The sequence below is a fragment of the Chryseobacterium sp. POE27 genome, assembly GCF_039727685.1.
Lineage (GTDB): Bacteria > Bacteroidota > Bacteroidia > Flavobacteriales > Weeksellaceae > Chryseobacterium.
The window spans coordinates 3,968,298-3,986,721 of the sequence record NZ_CP152475.1; the positions used below are offsets into that span (position 1 = coordinate 3,968,298).

Genomic DNA, 18,424 nt, shown 5'->3' on the forward strand with positions numbered 1-18,424 from the left:
GATATAAGTGTATAAAAATCAGCTGTCGAAGACCTGAAATTAAATATATGTAAACTTAATATTGAATAAAAATGAATACGATAATCAAGACCGAATTGGGAGAATATCTTTATCTGGCTATGGGACAATGCAATGGTCACAAAGTTATAATGGGAATCGGATATACCTACGAATACGCTGACAAAAAAGCAAAAGAGTTTGAAGCTGCCAGCTGCGGAGCTGTACAATACCTTGATGTTTCGGTTGTAAAAACAGGCGATAAAGTGAAATGCGGCACAATAAGCAAAAATCCGGATTAATGAAAAATTCCGGATTTTGGATAAAGCTTTGCGTGTTTAATTTCTTTATCGTATCGGTTATCGGTGTGATGATGAGGTACGGAATGGCATTTTCTCTTCGGGGAATTTGCCATACATTTATGCAGGAGTCGCATTCCCATTTTGCTTTTTACGGATGGGTAAGTGCTGCTATTTATATTTTTGTAACCCGGTATCTCAGCGAGCATATCAATAAAATTAAAATCAGGAAATACGAAATTTTGATGATCTTCAACCAGCTGGGATCTTACGGAATGCTGTTTTCTTTTCTTTACGGAGGCTATTTCTGGCTTTCCATTGTTTTTTCATCGGTGGTCTTGTTTACTGGTTTTGCCTATTTTATATTTCTGATGATGGACACCAAAATAAGCAGTGAGCCTGAAGTCATTTGGCTGAAAGTGGGTGCTTTTTTCGCAGTCTTTTCTTCAATAGGAATTTTTGGATTGGCGTATTTTTCAGGAAAAAAAGATGAATATGATGTCTTGTTTAAGGCATCAACCTATTTTTATCTGCATTATCAGTACAATGGCTTCTTTATGTTTTCGTGTATCGGATTGTTTCTGACCGTACTAAAGAAGTATAAAATCTGCATCCCGGGAAAACTCAACAGAAACATCTTTTACCTTTTATTCACCGCTTGTTTATTCGGCTATGGCCTTTCTGTCCTGTGGATCCCAATGGAAGACATCTGTCGGGCATTCTTCTGCTTTATATCCATTCTTCAGGTATTGGGAATAATGAAGTTGCTAATATGGAGTAAAAAAACAAATGTATTCAGGAATCAGGATTTTATAAAGAAAATTCTTTTGTCAGTTTCCGGACTCGCATTTTTTTCGAAATGTATCCTCCAGACTTTGTCGGCAGTTCCCGCATTGGGTACTATAGTATTCAGCAATGTTAATATAGTTATTGCCTATCTTCACCTGGTGCTGTTGATGGGTGTAAGTCTCTTTTTGATTTGGATTATTGTAGAGCTGTACACTGTAAAAATCAGCAAAATGCTTCAAAAAAAGCATTATACTGATGATTTCCGGTATTGTACTAAACGAAATTATTTTAGTATTGGCGGGTGCTCTTTCCGCTTTTTATATCCCTTTTCCGTATGCATCCTTTGTGCTTCTTTTTGCTTCTGTGCTGATCATGCTTTCTATCGCCTCTTTTCTGAAAGAGCTCACTCCTGCATCATAACACTTCCGAAATCTTTAAGATCTTTTATTTTATATTGAAACATAAGAACGACTTTCTGCTTTATTTCAGCGGCCTGATGATGAATAGGGCAGGGATTGTTTCCATCGCATTTTTTCAGTCCCAGCAGACATGATTCCAAGACTTCTTTACCTTCGAAATGCTCATAAATATCCCTGATGCTGAGCTTTTCATACTGTTCTTCGTTCATATAAAAACCTCCGCCTTTTCCTTTTCCGGAAGAGATCAGACCTTTTTTTACCAGATGCTGCAGAATTTTAGAAGTAAAAGCAGTAGGTGTTCCGATTTTCTCAGAAACATCCCGGATGCCTGTCTTTTCTCTTTCCTCTGCGAGAACGATACAGGCTTTAATAGCATATTGGCAGGTATTTGAAAATATCAGCATTTATATGGTTTGTGAATGTAAAGATAATGAATTTAAGAACGAGTGCGGATTACTCAAACCTTAGGAATTATTATTTTAAACTGAAATTCGGGTTGATTTTAAATGCAAGCCAGGTCCAGGTCTGTAGTTTTTTAGGATCAGGATTGTTTTTCAGTACTTCCATTGTACTTCCTGCCAACATAAAGGAATGGCCAAGATTAGCGGTAATGATTTTTCCTAATTTCTTCGTGAAAATCAAATCCAGCTCAGTTCCCAGATAGGATGATAAATCGTTTCCGGATTTGTCATATCCTACTTTTCCATTTGTCGTAAAGGAGTGAAGCGCGGCTTTTAAATCTGTATTTGAATTGAAAGTCAGTGTAGAATTAAGATAGTAATCATTCAGACCATATGTATTGAAATGACTGGTACCGGAGTAGAAATAGTCCATAAGACCATTGTACAGGTGATTGGTTCCATACAACGGACTGAAAGACTGATTTTTTCCGGGTTCCGTATTATAATTATTCCCTGAAAGCCATTCGGCGCCCGCTGTCAGATGAAGTGCCGGTAAAACTGTAAAATCTGCATTTAAAGAAAGCTCGTAGGCATTCTTTGTTTGTCCGTCTGTATTTTTACCGGTCTGGTAATACGCAGATCCGAAAAATTCTATACCGTCAACATATTTTTTAGAATTAACGCCAACCGTTATCATATCGTAATGCGTTCCGGAAGGATTCTGTAAAACAGTATTCATGGCAATAGCAGAAAACAGGAATTTATGGTGTCCGGAAAACTGGTAATGGATAACCTGTAGCGATTTTGTTATTTCTCCACCGTCTACAATGCTGTAAATTTCCTTATCAGGAAGGTCATTTGCGTCATTGTCATCGTTATTGTACGTTAATACAGCCTCAATCTTTGAGTTCTGATTAATTGTATATATTCCTTTTAAAGCGTCAAAGCTTCTTCCCTGCATGGCCCAGTCTAAAGCACCGATTAGTCTCTCATTATCGTAAGCCAGGATTTGTCTTCCAAGCTTGACCGCAAATTTTTCAGAAAACGGATATTTTGCCCAAGCTTCATGTAAGGTAAAATTCTGATTCTTTGCAGCAACCGAGTTGGTTTCACCCCAGGTTCTTACGTCCTGCGCGGAGACATAAACCTCCAGCTTTTGATAATAGTAATCAATTCCGAAACGGGCCCGTGAAGCAACCGTCGTTTCAGGAGATTTTCCTTTTGCAATAAGGGTTTTGACACCGTTATCAAGCTCTCCTCTGGTTCTCAGGTCTATATTCATTTTCAGACTGTCGATTTGTGCGTGAGCCATTCCTGATGTAAGTAAAAGACCTATAATAATGGTATGAGTATACATTGTAAAGATTATTCAGCAGTTATTTTGTATGTTTTATGACATGCGACACAGTTGTTAAGCAGTTGATTGAGTTTTTCTTGTGTCTGCTGGCGGTTGTAGTTTTCTTTTGCCATTTTTGCCATTTCATCGAAAAGCTCGTGGGTTCCGAATCCCATTTGTTTGAATCCAAACGGTAAAGACCTTATCATTCCCTGGGGAACCTGATTCACTTTACATGTTCCGGATTGATTACCGACTTTGGCAATAATTTCCGGATCGTTTTTAGCAATTCCTTCATTTATTTGTTGGACACTTTCCAGGAAACCGCGCATTTCTTTCATGATAAAAGCCCGGTTTTCTTCCGGCATTTTTATTTCCGTTCTTCCGTCCGGACTTACAACGGCTTTATCGCCCCTGTAAAAGAACACATACAGCAGTCCTGCATTAAGAAGCAGCGATAACAGGGATAGGATAAGTAAGTATTTTCTTTTTATTGTTGACATGTCTGAGGTCTTTTTGCAAAGATATTATTAAATCGGATAAAAACATCTTATTTAATTTTTTTTTACTTTTAGTGTTAAAATCATGTGAAACCAATAATGAATTTAAAATGATACAAAATATAATAAAAAACTGGAACTTTGTAAGACTGCTTCGCCTCGTAATGGGAATTGTTCTTGTAGTGGAAGCGGTAAAATCAGGAATGTGGTTTTTAGTTGCTGTTGGAGCAGTTTTTGTTGCAATGCCATTATTGAATATCGGATGTTGTGCAACAGGTAATTGTTCCGTACCCACCCGTCATTCAAACAATACAAATGATGACACTGAATATGAAGAAATTAAATAAAAGGATAGCAAAATGAATAAATTTCAAGAACTTATTAATCAGGATAAACCTGTTTTGGTTGACTTCTTTGCAGAATGGTGTGGCCCGTGCAAAATGCAGGCTCCTATTCTTCAGGATTTAAAAAAGAATATTGGCGATGCAGCCAGTATCGTTAAGATTGATGTTGATAAAAATCAGGCTGTTGCCGCACAGTTTGGAATCCGGAGTGTTCCTACTTTGATGATTTTCAAAAATGGCGAAGTGAAATGGAAACAGTCCGGTGTTTTTCAGGCGGATGAATTGGAGAGATTAATCAAGCAAAACAGTTAAAATGTATAAAAACTTAATCGCTGTATTTTTTCTTATCGTACTTACAGGATGCGGAAAAGCCCAGAATACCAAAAGCGAGAGCAGTCTTCCTGCCACAGAATTTTCTAAAAGACTGGACCAGACCAAAGAGGCACAGCTTGTGGATGTAAGAACCCCCGTAGAATTCCGTAACGGACATCTGAAAAATGCGATGAATATCGACTGGAGTGCGGGTGATTTTAATGAAAAAGCAAAAGCCCTGGACAAATCCAAACCTGTTTTTGTATATTGTATGAGCGGACCGAGAAGTATGGCCGCAGCTGCGAGACTCAAGGAAATGGGTTTTAAAAATGTCTATGAAATGCAGGGCGGAATGATGAAGTGGAGAGATGCCAGTCTTCCGGAAGTTAAAGTGTCACATTCTGCAGGAATGAGTCTTGCCCAATACAACGAAATGCTAAAAAGTAGTACACCTGTTTTGGTAGATTTTTATGCAGAATGGTGTGCTCCCTGCAAAAAAATGGAGCCTTACCTAAAAAAAATGGCTGCTGAAATGCCGGAAAAAGTAAAAATTATAAGAATTAATGCTGATGAGAACACAGAACTTTGCAAAGAACTGAATGTTTCAGCACTTCCGGTTTTAAAGCTGTATAAAAATGACAGAGTAGTGTGGGATAATCTCGGATTTGTGATTGAAGAAGAAGTGAAGAAACAGATTCTGAAATAGTCTTAAATGAATAAACTTAAAATATGGTTCCTGAAAAGCTGGAGCACTGTACTTCTATTTTCAATATTCATAGTATTGCTTGTAAGTCCTGATACAAAAGCGTGGTTGATGCGCCAGATTATCTCTACCGGTCTTCTGAATTCAAAGATTGAAAAAAAGAAAACAGAACCCGGAATTACAGAGAGTTTGAGTATAAGAAATGATAACGGAAAGCTTACCAATACTTCTGAACTCAAAGGAAAAGTGGTTTTCATTAGCTTCTGGGCGTCGTGGTGTCTTCCTTGTCGTGCAGAATTTCCGTCGATTCAAAAGTTTTACGAGAAGTACAGAGAAAATAAAGATTTGGTTTTTCTGACCATTAACCTTGAAGATGACGCTGCTGCAGGAAAAGCATATCTTAATAAAGAACAATTTAATGTGCCGTTTCTGGTTTCGGAAGGATTTGTTCCAAAGGTTTTTTTTAACGGTTCACTTCCGACAACAGTAGTTCTGGACAAATCAGGGAATATAAGAATGCATCATACCGGAATGGCAGATTACAGCAAAGATTCATTCTATGACGAAATCAATCAGCTTTTAAATGAATAGTAATGAAAAAATTCACTTAAAATATTGACTTGTCATTTTTTATGACAGACTTTGTAATTTTATATACGAAAGGAATTAGAAGTTGACGACATGTAAAATATGAGAATTTATTTTTAAATCTTCATGAATAATATAAGCCGAAATAATTTCTCATTCTTTTATTTAAAATCATTCTTAATGAAATATTTCATAATTTTGATAGAGTGAAAAAGCTGATCTCCATATTGTTGTTAACATTGTATTTGGTTTCTACAACCGAACTATATCAGCTTTTGAAAATGCCGCTTCTCATTGAGCATTATTTTCAGCATAAAAACCTGAATCCTGAAATGTCACTTACTGCATTTCTGAAAACTCATTATGATCATCCTGTGAAAGATAGTGACCACGATCAGGACCAGAAATTACCTTTTATTTCACATGCAAACCTGTTATCTGTCGTTTTCACTATTAATCCTTCCTTAGATTTTCATTATATAGGGAAAGTATTTAGCCCTATCGAGATCAAAAAGATCTTTTATAAGAGTGCTCTTTACAATAAAGAAATTCTCAATTCTATCTGGCAGCCGCCAAGATTCTGTCAATCTTAATCTGTTTTTCTCAGTCATTTTTTGATTGGGAAGGTATTCTGTTCCTTATAGGTGTTTACATGAAATGTAGATGCTTGTGGCTACGTTTCAGGATACCAGAATTTCATTACAATAATTAAGATAATTAATCATTTTATGCTTACAAAAATCATTGAGTTTTCTGTAAAGAATAAACTCATTATTGCATTGTTGATACTGGGGCTTATCGGAGTTGGTTCTTATCAGGTCACCAAGTTGCCGATAGATGCTGTTCCGGATATCACTAATAATCAGGTACAGGTTATTACGATGGCCCCGTCTTTTGGTGCAACAGATATAGAACGGCTTGTTACTTTTCCTATAGAACAGGCCAACAATAATATTTCAGGATTAAAGGAAATCAGGAGTTTTTCCAGGTTTGGACTATCGCTGGTTACCATTGTCTTTGAAGATGATGTTGACATCTACTGGGCCAGACAGCAGGTTGCTGAAAGGCTCCAGCAGGTACAGGCTGTTATCCCGCAGGGAATAGGAAATCCCCAGCTTGGCCCCATTTCTACAGGACTTGGCGAAATTTTCCAATATGTCGTAAGACCTGAAAAGGGATATGAAAAAAAATACAATATCACAGAGCTTCGTACTATCCAGGATTGGGTTGTAAGAAGACAGCTGCTGGGAGTAAAGGGAGTAGCGGAAGTCAGCAGTTTTGGCGGTAAGCTGAAACAGTATGAGATTGCCGTAAATCCAGACAAGCTTAATGCCTATGGAATAACGATCAATGATATATTTGATGCGTTACAGGCCAATAATCAGAATACCGGAGGTGCCTATATTGAAAAAGGGCCTACCGTTTTATACATCAGAAGTGAAGGCTTGGTAGGAAATATTGAAGAAATTAACAATATTTCTATTGCAACAAAAACAAATACTGTTCCTCTGTTCATAAGAGATATTGCTGAAGTGAAACCAGGCTTTGCAACCCGCTATGGAGCCATGACCTTTAATGACCAGGGAGAAGTTTCAGGAGCTGTGGTGATGATGCTTAAAGGTGAAAACAGTAATCAGGTTATAAAAAATGTAAAAGAAAAAATTACCCAGATTCAGAAAACACTTCCTAAAGGAGTTGTCATAGAACCCTTTCTGGACCGCACCAAAATGGTAAATAATGCTATTGGAACGGTAGAAAAGAACCTTACTGAAGGAGCCCTGATCGTAGTCTTTGTGTTGGTCCTGTTTTTAGGAAATGTCCGCGCCGGGCTTTTGGTAGCCTCAGTAATTCCACTGGCTATGCTGTTTGCGATCTGCATGATGAACCTTTTTGGAGTCAGCGGGAACCTTATGAGCCTTGGGGCTTTGGATTTCGGGCTTATTATTGATGGGGCAGTTATTATTGTGGAATCTGTTCTGCATCAGTTTACCCATAATTCAAAATTCAAAAGAGTATTTTCTGTGGGCAAAACAGAAATGGATGCTTTAGTTACTGATTCTGCCGGAAAGATGATGAACAGTGCTGTTTTTGGACAGATTATCATTCTGATTGTTTATCTGCCGATTCTTACCCTGCAGGGAATTGAAGGGAAAATGTTCAAACCCATGGCACAGACCGTAGCTTTTGCACTGCTTGGAGCATTTTTACTTTCACTGACCTATATTCCGATGATGAGCGCGGTATTGCTGAGAAAAAGAAGCAATAAACCTACTTTATCAGACAGAATGATGAAAAAGGTAGAGAAGATCTATCTTGCAGTTTTGCTCAAACTTCTCAGAGTACCCAAAATAGTTTTTGGGGTAGTGGCAATCTTATTTATAACAGCTGTTTTCATTTTATCCAAAATGGGAGGCGAATTTATTCCTTCCCTTGAAGAAGGAGATTTTGCCGTAGACACAAGAGTGCTTCCGGGAAGTAATTTGACCACAACAATTGAGAGTACCCAAAAAGCGGCACATATTCTCAAATCAAGATTTCCTGAGGTACAGAAGGTAGTTACAAAGATAGGAAGCGGGGAAGTGCCTACAGACCCAATGCCGATGGATGCTTCGGATATGATGGTTATTCTGAAAGATAAAAAAGAATGGACCTCTGCCTCTACTTTTCCCGAATTAGCAGATAAAATGGGGAAACAGCTTCAGGAAGTACCCGGAATTACAGCCAGCTTTCAGTATCCTGTGCAGATGCGTTTTAATGAATTGATGACCGGAGCAAGACAGGATGTAGTAGTGAAAATTTTTGGTGATGATCTGGATGTTCTTTCCCAGAATGCTCAAAAACTTGGTAAAATTATAGAAACAGTTGAAGGAACACAGAATCTTTACATCGAACCTATTTCCGGGATGCCTCAGGTAATTATAGAATACAACCGTCCTTTAATTGCCCAGTACCACCTATCTGTTGCAGATATTAACAGAATTGTCAATACGGCATTTGCCGGACAAAGTACAGGGCTGGTGTTTGAAGGTGAAAAACGCTTCGATATGGTTGTACGCCTGGATACCAAAGACCGGAAAAATGTTACCGATATTAAGAATCTTTTGGTTCCCACACCTTTTGGAAATCAGATTCCGCTGTCTCAGCTTGCCAAAGTGGAAGTGAAGAATGGTCCCAACCAGATTCAGAGAGAAAATGCCCAAAGAAGAATTGTCGTAGGTTTTAATATAAAAGACAGGGATGTACAAAGCATTGTTGAAGAGCTGCAGGGAAAAGTAGATCAGAAAATGAAGCTCCCTACGGGATACTATATGACCTATGGAGGATCTTTTGAGAACCTCAACAATGCCAAACAGCGCCTCATGATCGCAGTTCCTATTGCACTTGCACTTATTTTTGTGATGTTGTTTTTTGCATTTAAATCTGTAAAAGAAAGCTTACTTATTTATACTGCAATTCCTCTTTCCATCATTGGAGGAGTCTTTTTTCTGGCTCTGAGAGGAATGCCTTTCAGTATCAGTGCCGGAGTAGGATTTATTGCGCTTTTCGGAGTGGCTGTGCTGAACGGAATTGTTTTAATATCTGAGTTTAACCGTCTTTACAATAGCGGAATGAGAAATATTGTAAGAATTGTTATTGACGGAGGAGAATCACGTCTCCGCCCGGTCCTTATGACCGCTTTTGTTGCCTCGCTGGGCTTTATCCCGATGGCATTGAGTAACGGGGCCGGAGCCGAAGTACAGCGGCCACTGGCTACAGTTGTTATCGGAGGATTAATAGTGGCAACTTTCCTTACTCTGTTTGTTTTACCATTGCTTTATGTAAATATTGAAAAAGGAATCAAAATGAAAAAAATGAAAAACAGAAATATAGCTTCCGTATTGGTATTTTTATTCTGTTTTATTGGACTTGAAGTAAAATCCCAAACTCCTGTTACCTTGGAAGAAGCCGTTGATGTCGCTTTGAAAAATAACCGGATTATTAAAAATGAAAAATTAAAATCTGAGTATTCAAAGGAACTTATCAGATCATCATCAGATATTCCTCAGACAGGAGTTACGATGGATTATGGCCAAATCAACAGTGCCCTGACAGATATGAAATTCGGTATTTCTCAGAATATAGCATTTCCTACTGTATATAAAAAACAAAAGAATCTTTATACGGAAGAATGGAAAAAGTCTCTGCTGAATGTTTCCCTTAAAGAATATGAGCTAAAGAAAGCCGTAAGCCTTACTTTTTATAATATTCTCTACTGGAAAGAAAAAGAAAAGCTTCTGCAGGAAACATTAAAGCTGTATACCGACTTTCTGGATAAAGCAAGCATTCGTCTGAAAGCAGGAGAAAGTAATATTTTAGAAAAAACAACTGCTTCCAACCAGAAATCTGCTATTGAAATCCAGCTGACGCAATTGAATCAGGAGCTTTCAGTTTTGAAATATCAGCTGCAATGGCTTTTGAATACTGAAACAGATTTTGTTCCTGAAGATAAAAAGTTATTTAGCGGAGGACTTAAAGAAGAGCTTAATTCACATCCTGTAATCCAGGTATTGCAGCAGCAGAAAAAAGTTTCCGAACAGCAGACAGCTCTTGAAAAAGCTAAGCTGCTTCCGGGGTTGCAGCTTGCTTACAATCTTAACAGTTTTAAAGGAACGGGGGCGGATGACAAAGTGTACGGCTCTGCACCACAATTTCATTCCGTACAGCTGGGTGTTTCGGTTCCTGTTTTTTCAGGCGGACAGAAAGCCAGAATTCAGGCTGCTAAAATTGCAGAATCTGTTGCTGAAAATGATATTTCCAATATGGAATTCAACCTGCAGAATCAGCGTAAAAAAGCATCCGGTATCTATCATGCTAATCTTGACATTGTTTCCCGCTATGAAAGCGCAGAACTTAAAAACGCCGCTGTTATCACTGAAATAGCTAAAAAACAGTTTCTTGCCGGAGAGATCAATTACCTCGAATTTGTAATATTGGTCAATCAGGCAGTCACCTTAAAAAACAGTTATACCGATGCAGTCTGGAAATTGAATCAGAGTGCTATAGAATTGGAATATCTTACTTTAAACCCATAATAATGAAACGTAAATTTAAAATCATATCATATTCTCTGCCAATAATAGGATTGCTCATGTTTTATGAGTGTAAAGACCATGGTAAAACGGAACCGGTACCAGCAGCGGTCTCTTCCAAAGATGAAAACGTAGTAACGCTTACTGAAGCCCAATTAAAAAATGCTCCTATAGCAACTACAACCCTTTCTTTACAGAAGATATCTTCGCTTTTAAAGCTTAATGGAATGATTGATGTTCCTCCGCAAAACCTGGTTTCGGTAAGTATTCCACTGGGCGGATATCTCAAATCCAGCAGTCTGTTGCCAGGAAAGCCGGTTTCAAAAGGACAGGTGATTGCCGTTATTGAAAACCCGCAGTTTATCCAGCTTCAGCAGGATTATTTAATGGCAAGGTCTAAAATGCATTTTGCCGAACTTGACTACAACCGTCAGAAAACTCTTAATCAAAGCCAGGCTACCAGTGATAAAGTCATGCAGCAGGCCCAGTCTGAAATGAACAGCCAGAAAATCCTGATGAATTCTCTGGCACAGCAGCTCCGTCTTATCAATATTAACCCAGCATCGCTGAATTCCGGAAATATTAAAAAAAGCGTTCCGGTTTACAGCAGCATCAATGGGTTTGTGAGTAAGGTAAATGTGAACATCGGAAAATATGTAAATCCTTCGGATGTCCTTTTTGAACTTATCAATCCGGATGATATACATCTTAACCTTAAAGTATATGAAAAAGATCTTGGAAACCTTAAAATGGGACAACGGTTTACAGCCTACACGAATTCGGCTCCTGATAAAAAATATTACGGAGAGATTATTCTGATCAGTAAGGATGTTAACCCGGGAGGTATGGCTGAAGTGCACTGTCATTTTGAAAAATATGACCAGAGCCTTGTACCGGGAATGTATATGAATGCAGAAATAGAAACAAGCACTTCTTTTTCCAATGCTGTTCCTGAAGAAAGCATTGTCAATTTTGAAGGAAAAAGCTTTGTTTTTGTGGAAGAGAAAACACGTACCTATCGGTTGACATCTGTAACACTGGGTGAAACAGAGAACGGGTTCATACAGATACTTAATACTGATGATTTTAAAAATAAGAAAATTGTCACCAAGAATGCCTATACCCTTCTTATGAAACTTAAGAACACAGCAGATGAATAAAAATTATAGTAAAAAAATAAAAGAACTTATAAATAAATACAAATTATGAAAACATCATCTTTAATAAAAACAGGAGCAGGATTTATAGCCCTGTTTCTAATTGTGATTCAGTTTTTTGATACTGATAAAAATATAGCGACGGTTCCTTCGGAAAATGCTATTGAAAAACATTATGTGGTGCCCGGACACGTACAGGGCTTATTAAAAGCAAGCTGTTACGATTGTCATTCTAATAATACAGCTTATCCCTGGTACAATAATATACAGCCGGTAAAATGGTGGTTGGCAGATCACGTTAATTCAGGAAAGAGACATTTGAATTTTGATGAATTTAATACCTATACTAAAGAAAAGAAATTGAAGAAATTAGATGAAATTGCCGAAACCGTTAAAGAGGGAGAAATGCCGCTTAGCTCGTATACAATAATCCATCATAATGCAAAATTATCTTCTACGGATAAATCGGAAATAGAAAAATGGGTGGTTCAGGTTAAAAAGGAGATCAATTAAGGATTAAAATCATCAATATTATTCTGTTATGACAAAAACATTCAGTAATTTTAATACTACATCCATTTCACATGAATTACAATATCCCTGAAAATCTCAAAGGTCTTACAGAAGCGGAAGTGGAAGCTTCCCGAAAAAAATACGGATATAACCGGCTGGAAGCGGTTAAAAAAAGAAACATGGGCAGATATGCTTATTGGTATTCTGAAAGAACCTATGCTTATTTTATTGATATGTGTTTCTCTTATCTATGTAATCATAGGTGACTATGGTGAGGCATTATTTATGTTGGTCGCGATAATAGGAGTTACGGCTATCTCTTTCTATCAGGATAACCGAAGTAAAAAGGCCCTGGAAGAACTTGAAAAAATTGAACGAGCCTTTAAGTACGGTCATAAGAAATTCAAAGATTATTAAAATACCCACTTTTGAAATTGCTGTGGGAGATCTCTGTATTACCGAAGAAGGAAATCTGATCAATGCAGACGGTACCATTGTACATAGCAATGATTTTTCCGTTAATCAGTCTTCACTTACAGGGGAGAGTTTCTCTGTTTTTAAAGACAGCAAATCAGAAGATAATAAAGTATACAGCGGAACAATTACTGTTTCCGGACTTGCCGTTTTTGAGGTAGAACAAATAGGAAAAGAAACCAAAGTAGGAAAAATAGGGCAATCTTTACTGGGAATAAAAGAAGAAGTGTCTCCTTTACAGCTCCAGATCCGGAATTTTGTAAAAGGCATGGCTATTATTGGGTTAATAATTTTTTTGGCGGTATGTATTTTCAGCTATATTAAAACAGAAGACTTTGTGACCAGCCTATTAAGCGGTTTGACTTTGGCGATGTCTGTACTTCCTGAGGAAATTCCTGTGGCTTTTACCACTTTTATGGCTTTGGGGGCCTGGAAGCTGATGAGGGAAGGAATTATTATCAAACGAAGCAGTATTGTCGAAACGTTGGGAAGTGTTACAGTGATATGTACAGATAAAACGGGAACAATTACCGAAAACTCAATGCAGCTAAAACATCTTTATGATTATAAGTCTGATACGATTTATGAACAGGAGAATTTCAAGACAAAAGAGCTGGATGAACTTATTGATTATGCGATGTGGAGCAGTGAGCCAGTTCCGTTTGATCCGATGGAAATAACCTTACATAAGGTGTATGAGCAGACTGAGGATTCTGACGACAGAAAAGATTATCAGTTATTTCATGAATATCCGTTGGAAGGAAAACCTCCTATGATGACCCATCTTTTTGAAAATGAACAAAAAGAGAGAATTATTGCGGCAAAAGGTGCGCCTGAAGCCATCCTTACTGTTTCTGAACTTTCAGAAGAGGAAAAAAATAAAATCAGAAATATCGTAAAAGAATTTGGTGAAAAGGGATATCGGGTTCTTGGAGTTGCCAAATCTCATTTCGAAGGAAATAATTTCCCTAAAAACCAGCAGGATTTTAGTTTTGAATTTTTAGGACTGACCGCATTTTATGACCCTCCTAAAAAAGAAATAAAAGAAGTGCTTCAGCATATTTATAATGCGGGGATTAAGGTAAAGGTAATTACGGGGGATAATGCGGATACCACAAAGGCCATTGCATTGCAGGCCGGGATTATCAATAACGCTCCTGCGGTTAATGGGAGTGAGGTCACCGCGAGTTCAGAAGATGATTTAATGAAGCTTTCTGAAAAAACGACTCTGTTTACCAGAATGTTTCCTGAAGCAAAGCTTGAAGTGGTGAATGCGCTGAAAGCACAGGGTAACGTAGTGGCCATGTTGGGAGATGGAGTGAATGACGGACCTGCATTAAAAGCGGCCCATATAGGAGTTGCAATGGGAAATAAAGGAACCGAAATTGCCAAATCAGCAGCAGCACTCGTCATTACGAATGATGATCTTGAAAAGCTGGTAGTAGGAATTGCTGCGGGTAGGAGAATTTATGCCAATATCAAAAAAGCTGTTCAGTATATTATTTCTATTCATATTCCCATTATCCTTACAGTTTCTTTGCCTTTATTCCTTGGATGGGTGTTCCCTCACATATTTACTCCGGTTCACGTTATTTTTCTTGAACTGGTAATGGGACCTACCTGTTCTATTGTATATGAAAATGAGCCTATTGAAAAAGATGCAATGCAAAGACCTCCAAGAGTGCTTACAGATACATTTCTGAACTGGAGGGAGCTTATGGTAAGTATTATTCAGGGACTGGTTATCACAGCAGGAATACTATGGATATATCAACATTCTGTCCACCTGGGGAATGATGAGCCTACAACAAGAGCTTGGGTGTTCAGTACTTTGATATTTGCGAATATTTTACTGAGTTTGGTAAATCGATCTTTCCATTACAGTATTTTTGAAAGTTTTAAAAATCGCAATTATTTATTAGTAGGGATTTCCGCGTTGGTTCTTGTATTATTGTTTGTTATTCTATACGTAAAGCCGGTATCAGGATTCTTTAGTGTAGCGCCTCTTACAGTAAAAGAATTAGGATTAACATTCCTTACTGCTGCAGTTTCTGTGCTTTGGTTTGAGATTTATAAGCTTCTAAAAAGGCTTTTGGAAAGGAAATAAAAAATAATCATTCTTAATAAAATATTTTATAATTTTGATTTGTGAAAAAATTGATTTCCATACTGTTATTGTCACTGTATTTAATTTCAACAACTGAAGTATATCAGCTGTTGAAAATTCCGACTTTGATAGAACATTATTGGGAACACAAAAAGTTGAATCCGGAAATGTCTCTTACAGCGTTTCTGAAAACCCATTATGAAAATCCCGTTAAAGACGGAGATTATGGTAAAGATCAGAAACTGCCGTTTGTAATTCATTCTGCACCATTAACTTTGATATTCACGATTCACCCAGGCTTTTGTTTTGAAGCAAAGGCTGAAAGTTTCAGACCGTTACAATCTCATAAAATTCCTTCAAAAGATGAAGATTTTTGTTACAAAGGATTTACAGGATCGGTCTGGGAACCACCGAAATCTTTGTCCATATAATCTATTTAATTTGATTGATCTACAATCAAACAACATCATTATTCTCTAAAATCATTATAAAAATTAAATAATGAAAACACTATTTTCAGCCATATTAATGGTTGTATTCGCTGTTGGCATTCAAGCGCAGAGTCGTTTGGAAAGTGCCAAAAAACTGGCGTCTCAAAATAAAGAACTTATTTTACTGAACTTTTCAGGTTCAGATTGGTGTATTCCATGCATCAAACTTCATAAAAATATCATTGAAACCGATGAATTTAAAAAGCTGGCAACAGAAAATATCGCTGTTTACATCAATGCAGACTTTCCAAGAAACAAAAAGAATCAGCTTTCTCCGGAATTGAAAAAAGAAAATGCAGTGCTTGCTGATCAATATAATCCGAAAGGACTTTTTCCTTACACCCTTTTGTTGAATTCGGAGGGAAAGATTTTGAAAAGCTGGGAGGGGCTTCCATCTGAAAATGCTTTAGCTTTCACCAAAGAAGTACGGGACATTAAAGAAAACCAAAATAAATAAGATCATATGTTGAGAGAGTTCAAAAGACCTCAGAAATTAATGGGGAACGCTTTTGAAATTACCGTTGTAAGTGATAATGAAAATTTGGCTAATCAGCATATTGATGCAGCTATTGACGAAATTCGGAGGATTGAAAGACTTTTAACTACTTTCAACGACGAAAGCCAAACCCATTTTATCAATAAAAATGCAGGCATAAAGCCTGTGAAAGTAGATGGGGAAATCTTTGGTTTAATTGAAAGAAGTTTGAGAATCAGTAAAATTACAGACGGATATTTTGATATTTCTTACGGTGGAATCGACAAAAGCTTCTGGAATTTTGACCGGCAGATGCAACAGCTTCCTGATCCTGAACTGATCAAAAAACATCTGAAACTGGTTAATTATCATAACATCATTCTTGACCATCACAATCAAACAGTTTTCCTGAAAGAAAAAGGAATGAGAATAGGTTTTGGGGGAATTGGGAAAGGTTATGCAGCGGAGATGGCAAAAAGACTTCTTCAGAATAGAGGTGTAGAATCAGGAATTGTAAATGCATCAGGTGATTTAACAGCTTGGGGAAATCAGGCAGACGGAAAACCTTGGACGGTTGGAATTGCTGATCCTGATAACGCCGGAAAACCATTTTCTTACATGAATATTACTGATATGGCGGTAGCAACATCTGGGAATTACGAAAAATTTGTGGTCATCAACGGTAAAAAATATTCTCATACCATTAATCCAAAAACAGGAATGCCTGTTTCGGGGGTGAAAAGTGTTACCATCTTTTGTCCTAATGCAGAAATTGCTGATGCAATGGCAACCCCTGTAAGCATTATGGGAATTGATGCGTCACTCAATATGGTAAACCAGATCAATCATCTGGAATGTATCATTATTGATGATCAGGACAATATATATTCCTCTCAAAATATTAATTTAAAATGAAGTTTTAGATTTCATTTTATAACTAAAACAAATTCAATTCAAATGAAAAATTTTATAAAAATAATAATAACAGGCTTTTTTATTTTCCTGGTTGGTTCGATACATTCTTGCACAACCGTAAAAGAATATGAAAAAAATAAACTTAATGATGCTGAAATGGTGTTGGGAAACAGAACCATTGAAAAAACAGAACTCAGCTTTCAATCTTACAGAGAAGGTTCTTCGGGAGCCAATGCAGGGAAAGTAGGAGGCGGATGCGGTTGTAATTAAAGTAAAATTTAAGTGTGATTTAAAATGAAAAAAATTATAATAAGCATTTTCGCTCTTTTCGGAATTTTCAACGCAAAAGCACAGGAAAACTCAAATAATGAACAGCCTAAAAAGCTTAGTTTTGATGAAGCTAATTTGGTGTCCAGTTATTATAAGCAGGATGGAAATAACTCGGCGGTTACGGGCGGAATAGGAACAGAAAAATTAACTGACATTTCTAATACCATTGATGTAACAATGGTAAAATATGATAAAAAAGCCAGAAAAAATAAATTTAATTTCAGCGTGGGGATAGATCATTATACTTCCGCCTCTTCCGATATGATAGATTTAAAGGCCAATTCATCCGCTTCCCATGCAGACAATAGAATTTATCCTGCTCTTAGCTGGAGTCGGGAAAATGATACGAAGGGAACCACTTTAATGGCTGGAGTTTCGTTTTCGACTGAATTTGATTATCAGTCTTATGGCGCTAATATCGGTTTTTCGCAAAAAACAAAAAATAGAATGGGGGAGTTTACAGCGAAATTTCAGGCTTATCTCGACCAGGTAAAACTGATTGCCCCGATTGAGCTTAGAACAAATGGAAGCACAGGAGGGGAACACGAAAACTACGGAACCAGCGGAAGAAATACTTTTGCACTGTCCCTATCTTATTCACAGATCATCAACCAGAATTTTCAGGTTGAATTTTTGGCGGATGGAGTTCAGCAGATAGGATATTTAAGTTTGCCTTTCCATCGTGTTTACTTTACGGACAATTCAGTTCATCAGGAAGCTTTGCCTGATAAACGATTTAAAATTCCTTTGGGGATAAGAGCGAATTATTTCCTGGGGGATAAAGTTATTTTGAGAGCGTATTATCGTTATTATACCGACGATTGGGGGTTGAAGTCCAATACATTCAGTCTGGAAACACCGGTGAAAATTTCGCCTTTTGTTTCGGTAAGTCCGTTTTACAGATATTATTCTCAGACAGCAGCTAAATATTTTGCGCCTTATCAGCAGCATACTGCTTTTGATGACTTTTATACGAGTAATTATGACCTTTCGAAATTTAACAGTAACTTTTATGGAGCAGGAATCAGAATCAGTCCGAAAAATGGTTTATTTGGAGTGGAAAGGCTGAATATGCTGGAAATCAGATATGGGCATTATACAAAATCTGTTGGAATGAAATCAGATATTATTTCATTAAACCTGAGATTCAAATAAAATCTTTTCTGGTTATAATAATCAAGATTAAACTCCTATTAAGATGTGTA

18 protein-coding genes and 1 pseudogene are annotated in these 18,424 nt (G+C 37.3%); 16 read left to right on the plus strand and 3 right to left on the minus strand.

The window, feature by feature from the left end; all coding sequences use genetic code 11:
- The first annotated feature begins 71 nt into the window (after window positions 1-71).
- Both AAHI02_RS19125 and AAHI02_RS19130 read left to right on the plus strand, forming a co-directional pair.
- The gene (locus tag AAHI02_RS19125; protein ID WP_322924692.1) at window positions 72-299 is read left to right on the plus strand and encodes a hypothetical protein; all 228 of its coding nucleotides are present in this window, start codon (window positions 72-74) and stop codon (window positions 297-299) included.
- The gene (locus AAHI02_RS19130) at window positions 299-1,543 is read left to right on the plus strand and encodes a hypothetical protein (protein ID WP_346984592.1); all 1,245 of its coding nucleotides are present in this window, start codon (window positions 299-301) and stop codon (window positions 1,541-1,543) included. Before AAHI02_RS19125 ends, AAHI02_RS19130 begins: the two co-directional genes overlap by 1 nt.
- Here the strand turns inward: AAHI02_RS19130 and AAHI02_RS19135 are convergent.
- From AAHI02_RS19135 to AAHI02_RS19145, 3 genes are all read right to left on the minus strand, one after another.
- Window positions 1,489-1,908 (minus strand): Rrf2 family transcriptional regulator, encoded by a 420-nt coding sequence (locus AAHI02_RS19135; protein WP_322924696.1) that lies wholly within the window; start codon window positions 1,906-1,908, stop codon window positions 1,489-1,491. The genes AAHI02_RS19130 and AAHI02_RS19135 overlap by 55 nt on opposite strands.
- A gap of 70 nt (window positions 1,909-1,978) precedes the next feature.
- Window positions 1,979-3,262 carry an alginate export family protein gene (locus AAHI02_RS19140; protein ID WP_322924698.1) on the minus strand — a complete coding sequence of 428 codons (1,284 nt, stop codon included), beginning with the start codon at window positions 3,260-3,262 and terminating at the stop codon, window positions 1,979-1,981.
- 8 nt (window positions 3,263-3,270) lie between these two features.
- Window positions 3,271-3,744 carry a hypothetical protein gene (locus AAHI02_RS19145; protein ID WP_322924699.1) on the minus strand — a complete coding sequence of 158 codons (474 nt, stop codon included), beginning with the start codon at window positions 3,742-3,744 and terminating at the stop codon, window positions 3,271-3,273.
- A 107-nt stretch (window positions 3,745-3,851) separates the two neighbouring features.
- Between AAHI02_RS19145 and AAHI02_RS19150 the strand changes: the two genes are divergently transcribed.
- The 14 genes and pseudogenes from AAHI02_RS19150 to AAHI02_RS19215 all read left to right on the plus strand — a co-directional run bounded on the left by AAHI02_RS19150 (window position 3,852) and on the right by AAHI02_RS19215 (window position 18,374).
- Window positions 3,852-4,088: a hypothetical protein gene (locus tag AAHI02_RS19150; RefSeq protein WP_322924702.1), complete on the plus strand. Its 237-nt coding sequence runs from the start codon at window positions 3,852-3,854 to the stop codon at window positions 4,086-4,088.
- 12 nt (window positions 4,089-4,100) lie between these two features.
- Window positions 4,101-4,397: a thioredoxin gene (gene trxA, locus AAHI02_RS19155; RefSeq protein ID WP_322924704.1), complete on the plus strand. Its 297-nt coding sequence runs from the start codon at window positions 4,101-4,103 to the stop codon at window positions 4,395-4,397.
- A gap of 1 nt (window position 4,398) precedes the next feature.
- Window positions 4,399-5,103, plus strand: a complete 705-nt coding sequence (locus AAHI02_RS19160) for a thioredoxin domain-containing protein (RefSeq protein ID WP_322924706.1) — start codon at window positions 4,399-4,401, stop codon at window positions 5,101-5,103.
- 6 nt (window positions 5,104-5,109) lie between these two features.
- Window positions 5,110-5,691: a TlpA disulfide reductase family protein gene (locus AAHI02_RS19165; RefSeq protein ID WP_322924708.1), complete on the plus strand. Its 582-nt coding sequence runs from the start codon at window positions 5,110-5,112 to the stop codon at window positions 5,689-5,691.
- A gap of 203 nt (window positions 5,692-5,894) precedes the next feature.
- Entirely contained in the window at window positions 5,895-6,281 is a 387-nt protein-coding gene (locus tag AAHI02_RS19170; RefSeq protein WP_322924710.1) for a hypothetical protein, read from the plus strand.
- 135 nt (window positions 6,282-6,416) lie between these two features.
- Window positions 6,417-10,760, plus strand: coding sequence for a CusA/CzcA family heavy metal efflux RND transporter (locus AAHI02_RS19175; RefSeq protein WP_322924712.1), 4,344 nt, complete (start codon window positions 6,417-6,419; stop codon window positions 10,758-10,760).
- Window positions 10,761-10,762: 2 nt separating this feature from the next.
- The gene (locus AAHI02_RS19180) at window positions 10,763-11,917 is read left to right on the plus strand and encodes an efflux RND transporter periplasmic adaptor subunit (RefSeq protein WP_322924714.1); all 1,155 of its coding nucleotides are present in this window, start codon (window positions 10,763-10,765) and stop codon (window positions 11,915-11,917) included.
- A gap of 45 nt (window positions 11,918-11,962) precedes the next feature.
- A complete protein-coding gene (locus AAHI02_RS19185) occupies window positions 11,963-12,427 on the plus strand; it encodes a heme-binding domain-containing protein (RefSeq protein ID WP_322924716.1) in 465 nt (154 codons plus the stop codon).
- A 71-nt stretch (window positions 12,428-12,498) separates the two neighbouring features.
- Window positions 12,499-15,008, plus strand: a pseudogene (locus tag AAHI02_RS19190) (cation-translocating P-type ATPase).
- A gap of 41 nt (window positions 15,009-15,049) precedes the next feature.
- A complete protein-coding gene (locus tag AAHI02_RS19195) occupies window positions 15,050-15,439 on the plus strand; it encodes a hypothetical protein (protein ID WP_240581666.1) in 390 nt (129 codons plus the stop codon).
- A 70-nt stretch (window positions 15,440-15,509) separates the two neighbouring features.
- Window positions 15,510-15,956, plus strand: a complete 447-nt coding sequence (locus AAHI02_RS19200) for a thioredoxin family protein (protein ID WP_322924723.1) — start codon at window positions 15,510-15,512, stop codon at window positions 15,954-15,956.
- Between the two features lie 6 nt (window positions 15,957-15,962).
- Window positions 15,963-16,889 (plus strand): FAD:protein FMN transferase, encoded by a 927-nt coding sequence (locus AAHI02_RS19205; protein ID WP_322924725.1) that lies wholly within the window; start codon window positions 15,963-15,965, stop codon window positions 16,887-16,889.
- A 42-nt stretch (window positions 16,890-16,931) separates the two neighbouring features.
- Complete coding sequence (locus tag AAHI02_RS19210) at window positions 16,932-17,159, plus strand: DUF4266 domain-containing protein (protein ID WP_322924727.1); 228 nt, start codon at window positions 16,932-16,934, stop codon at window positions 17,157-17,159.
- 24 nt (window positions 17,160-17,183) lie between these two features.
- Window positions 17,184-18,374 (plus strand): DUF3570 domain-containing protein, encoded by a 1,191-nt coding sequence (locus tag AAHI02_RS19215; protein WP_322924729.1) that lies wholly within the window; start codon window positions 17,184-17,186, stop codon window positions 18,372-18,374.
- The last annotated feature ends 50 nt before the right edge of the window (window positions 18,375-18,424 follow it).